Annotated in this window: 5 protein-coding genes and 1 pseudogene; 3 read left to right on the forward strand and 3 right to left on the reverse strand. The window is 48.6% G+C overall.

The annotated features are described in order from the left end of the window. On the forward strand, window positions 1-473 hold a 473-nt coding region (locus tag ACEW8P_RS06780; protein ID WP_373512339.1), incomplete at its 5' end, for an aminotransferase class V-fold PLP-dependent enzyme. 32 nt (window positions 474-505) lie between these two features. On the opposite strand, the gene ACEW8P_RS06785 is transcribed toward ACEW8P_RS06780, so the two are convergent. Continuing rightward, window positions 506-1,465, reverse strand: coding sequence for a hypothetical protein (locus ACEW8P_RS06785; protein ID WP_373512340.1), 960 nt, complete (start codon window positions 1,463-1,465; stop codon window positions 506-508). Between the two features lie 286 nt (window positions 1,466-1,751). Between ACEW8P_RS06785 and ACEW8P_RS06790 the strand changes: the two genes are divergently transcribed. After that, complete coding sequence (locus ACEW8P_RS06790; protein WP_373512341.1) at window positions 1,752-2,213, forward strand: DUF4112 domain-containing protein; 462 nt, start codon at window positions 1,752-1,754, stop codon at window positions 2,211-2,213. A 156-nt stretch (window positions 2,214-2,369) separates the two neighbouring features. Here the strand turns inward: ACEW8P_RS06790 and ACEW8P_RS06795 are convergent, their stop codons facing one another. Both ACEW8P_RS06795 and ACEW8P_RS06800 read right to left on the reverse strand, forming a co-directional pair. Continuing rightward, a complete protein-coding gene (locus ACEW8P_RS06795; protein ID WP_373512342.1) occupies window positions 2,370-2,477 on the reverse strand; it encodes a hypothetical protein in 108 nt (35 codons plus the stop codon). A 302-nt stretch (window positions 2,478-2,779) separates the two neighbouring features. Next, a complete protein-coding gene (locus tag ACEW8P_RS06800; protein WP_373512343.1) occupies window positions 2,780-2,959 on the reverse strand; it encodes a hypothetical protein in 180 nt (59 codons plus the stop codon). Window positions 2,960-3,085: 126 nt separating this feature from the next. On the opposite strand from ACEW8P_RS06800, the pseudogene ACEW8P_RS06805 reads away from it, so the two are divergent. Beyond that, window positions 3,086-3,568 (forward strand): annotated as a pseudogene (locus ACEW8P_RS06805) (ABC transporter ATP-binding protein); the annotation flags it as partial.

Here is a 3,568-nt window from a genome sequence, read left to right on the forward strand (position 1 = left end):
GTGAAAAGTGCCTCGCCAAAGCCGAACGCTTGAAACAGTACGACAATCTGACTATCGGTGCGCACCATGATTTGCCTACGCTTTGGAAGTTTGCCCAGAAACACGAAACACCCGCCACGCCCAACGTGCTGGCGATCTATACTTTGGGAAAAATTGCTGAGGACTTCAACCGCATCGGCGTCGAGAAACTACGGAAAGAAACCGAACGCAAATCGGGCTTACTGTATAATCTGGTGAAGAAGCACGAAAACTTCGAAGCTTCGGTGAAAGTACCGCGTCTGCAATCCCAAACCGTTGTGGTAGCCAATACAAAAATAGAATCAGCCACGATCATTGGTAAGCTCAAAGAAAAAGGTATGGTCATCGGTAGTGGCTACGGGGAATTTAAGAACTCGCAGGTCAGAATTGCGAATTTTCCCGCGACTTCGGTTGAGGAAACGGAGAAGTTGGTAAAGGCGCTAGGAGAGATTTGAATAGTTTTTTTGTAAAAATTGATGCAAAATGCTCAATGCTCCGATTGTCCCGGGATCTCGGGATAACCCGGATCGTCGAGTATCTGCACGGCCGTAGCCGGCCCCAGCGTCTTCCAATCCCACAGCACCCAAACTACCTTTTTATCCGGGGTCACTTCCACCAACTGCGGTCCTTTGCCATTTCCGCCGCGCGAGCAAATAATAGTATTGCCGTTGGCCAAACGCGTGGCACTTTGGGTGTTGATGAAGCGGTATTTTTCGGGCAAGTCCGTAGGGCGCAATTCCCAGACGATTTCCTTAGCGGGGTTCACTTCTCGGGTCAAAATGTCTTTTTCGTCAGTAATCAGCGTGTTGCCGTTCTTCAGGCGAATGGCAGCCCAGGGGGTTGATATGTCGTAACGCCAAATTTCATTGAAATCTTTATCGTACTCGACCACTTGCTTCATCGTCAAGAAAGGAACGAGGTACGTACCCTTCTCAGTCATGCGTATGCGCCGAAATTGGCCATGAACGTTAGCTGAATCGGTAGGAAGAACGTGGTCTACCTCGAATTGTTTGGTGTTAATGTTAGCTATGATAAGTTTGGCAGGAAGGCCGTTTTGCGCAAAAAGTACTTTATCCAAACCAATAGGCTGACACCCGTGTATTTCGGTACCCTTGGGGGCATCGTAGCGCCACACCTCCTCTTTCTTGGGATTCACGATAGCGATGTACTGCATCCGGGAAAATAAGATATTGCCATTGGAAAGCATCCAAACATCGTCGTATTCACAGCCGCCGCCCGTAGAGTACGTCCAAATCACTTTACCCTTATTGATGAGGTATAGGATGTTGTAACATTCCCCAAAGTACAGCATCGGGTGCTGGGCCAATCCGTTGCCCGGCAGGTCGTCGGGTACCGGGACTGCGTCAAACTTTCGCGGTTCGACCAGAGTTTCAGCCGGGCCTAGTTTTGGGACATCGGGTGCAGTGTACAGATGCAGTATATCCATTAATGGGGTCGCCGTGGCTGATCTTGAAACCTGCTGACCATAACCTGTTGTAGTCAAGGCAATGCAAACGAGAATCATTATGACCCGCTGAATACGCTGTTTTCTATTCATTTGCTTATTATTGGGGGGGAGGTGGAAATGTACTTTGGGAAAGAAATTCATTCTTAGAGGTCTCCAGTCAGAAAAGTGTCATCCTGCACTTATTCTACCCGCTGTTGGGGCATTTATCCACTCGCGCGGCACACTATTAGTACTGAAGATTTCAAATCAAAATACTATTTTAGAAATGCCAGAAGTCTCAAAGGAAAACTCAGCCGTAGCCAATGTAGAGTCCATGGCCAAATGGATGGATTCCCGATTTACCATTCCCGGTACCAATATCAAATTCGGTTTGGATGCGCTGGTAGGACTCGTACCGGGGGTTGGCGATTTCGCTACCCTCGCTATTTCCGGGTATATGATCACCATCCTAGCCAAAAACGGGGCCAGCGGATTTGTGGTGGCCCGGATGGCTCTCAATATCGTGATCGATGCGCTTCTTGGCTCCGTTCCTATTTTGGGGGATATTTTTGATGTGGCTTTTAAGGCAAACATCCGCAACATGAAGCTCATGCGCGAGCATTACGTGGAAGACCGCCATAAAGGTGGCGCGTGGAAGATCGTAGTACCTGTGATGCTGGTACTTGTAGTGTTATTGGGTGCCTTGGCTTGGTTGAGTTACAAGTTTTTTGTGTGGGTGTTTGCGTGAGTTCCACTTTCGGCCAAAGTCCATTAGGGTCAAAGAATTACCTATGAAAGCAAGATTCCAAATTAAGTCTTTGAGCACATTTAAAGTACCCTCGGTGTGCACTGTTCCTGTTTACGCTTCCTGGTACTCGGAGGAAGTTTTATGATTTATTTAATCTTATATTAATAATGTAATAAGAAACTCTGTTCCTTGTTGGTCAGAGGACTTACATGATAGCTCCCCCCCATACGCCTTTACAATATCATAGGCCAGACTCAGCCCCAAGCCCGTTCCCTAGCCCGTGGGTTTAGTAGTGAAGAATGGTTGGAATATTCATTAATCCCAAAGGTAAAGGCTGTGACCCACAGCCTTCCTTTCGGGGATGTTGTTCTTTATAAATGGCTGGCAGCACCAGGTTCAGCAATAAGTGCTTCCAAAGAAAGATTGAGTCCTCGGTGCAAATTGCGGATCATCTGCAAGGAAAGTGTCCGCTTCCGGTTGAGTACCTTTGACACATTACCTTTGTTTCCGATATAAGGCACCAAATCCTCTTGCGAAAGCCCCAGCTCTCCCATCCTGATCTTGAGCTATTCGATAGGGTCAGGCTCTTCGATGGGAAAATGTTCTTCCTCGTACTTATCGACAATCATGGCCAAAATTTCCAATTCGTCCGCCTCAGCGGTATTCGGCTCGGCTTTCCATAATGCGCGGATTCTAGTGAGGGCAGCCTGGTAGTCGGCTTCGTTATGAATGAGTTTGATCGTCATAAGTCTTTTATTTTTATCTTATCGTAGTCAGGTAGTCAGCACGAGTACTTAGCCAAAGTACGAACACTTTCCCGAACTTTTCCCCAACGCAAACGATTATTTGAAACACATTAAGTTTCGTTTCATTTGCGTCCCAACCTCCCGCCCAAAGACTCCACTTCCCAATCGCTCCGCAAACGGTTTTCGGCTTTGCAGAATTTGCCGCCGTTTTTTCGGCTGGTCTGGAACACCAACAAGCCGCTGACGATCGGTAACGTCGTGTTTCGGCTGCTAAAAGCCGGGTTTCCGGTCGTGATGCTGTACATCGGGAAAGAGATTATCGACGAGGTGATTCGGCTTATCGCCGATGGAGGCTCGCAGCGGTACCTGTGGACGATGGTCGCGGCGGAGCTGGGGCTGACGGTCTTTTCGGATTTGCTGAGTCGGATGATTGGCTTGTGCGACAGCTTGCTGGGCGATTTGGTAGCGAACAAAACCTCCGTCGATCTGGTGCACCACGCGGCGCAACTGGATTTGTATCAGTTCGAGAATCCGGTTTTCTACGACAAACTCGAACGCGCCCGCCGCCAAACCACCAGTCGCACCGTGCTGCTGACGCAGGTACTTTCG

It is taken from the genome of Persicitalea sp. (genome assembly GCF_041751555.1).
GTDB lineage: Bacteria > Bacteroidota > Bacteroidia > Cytophagales > Spirosomataceae > Persicitalea.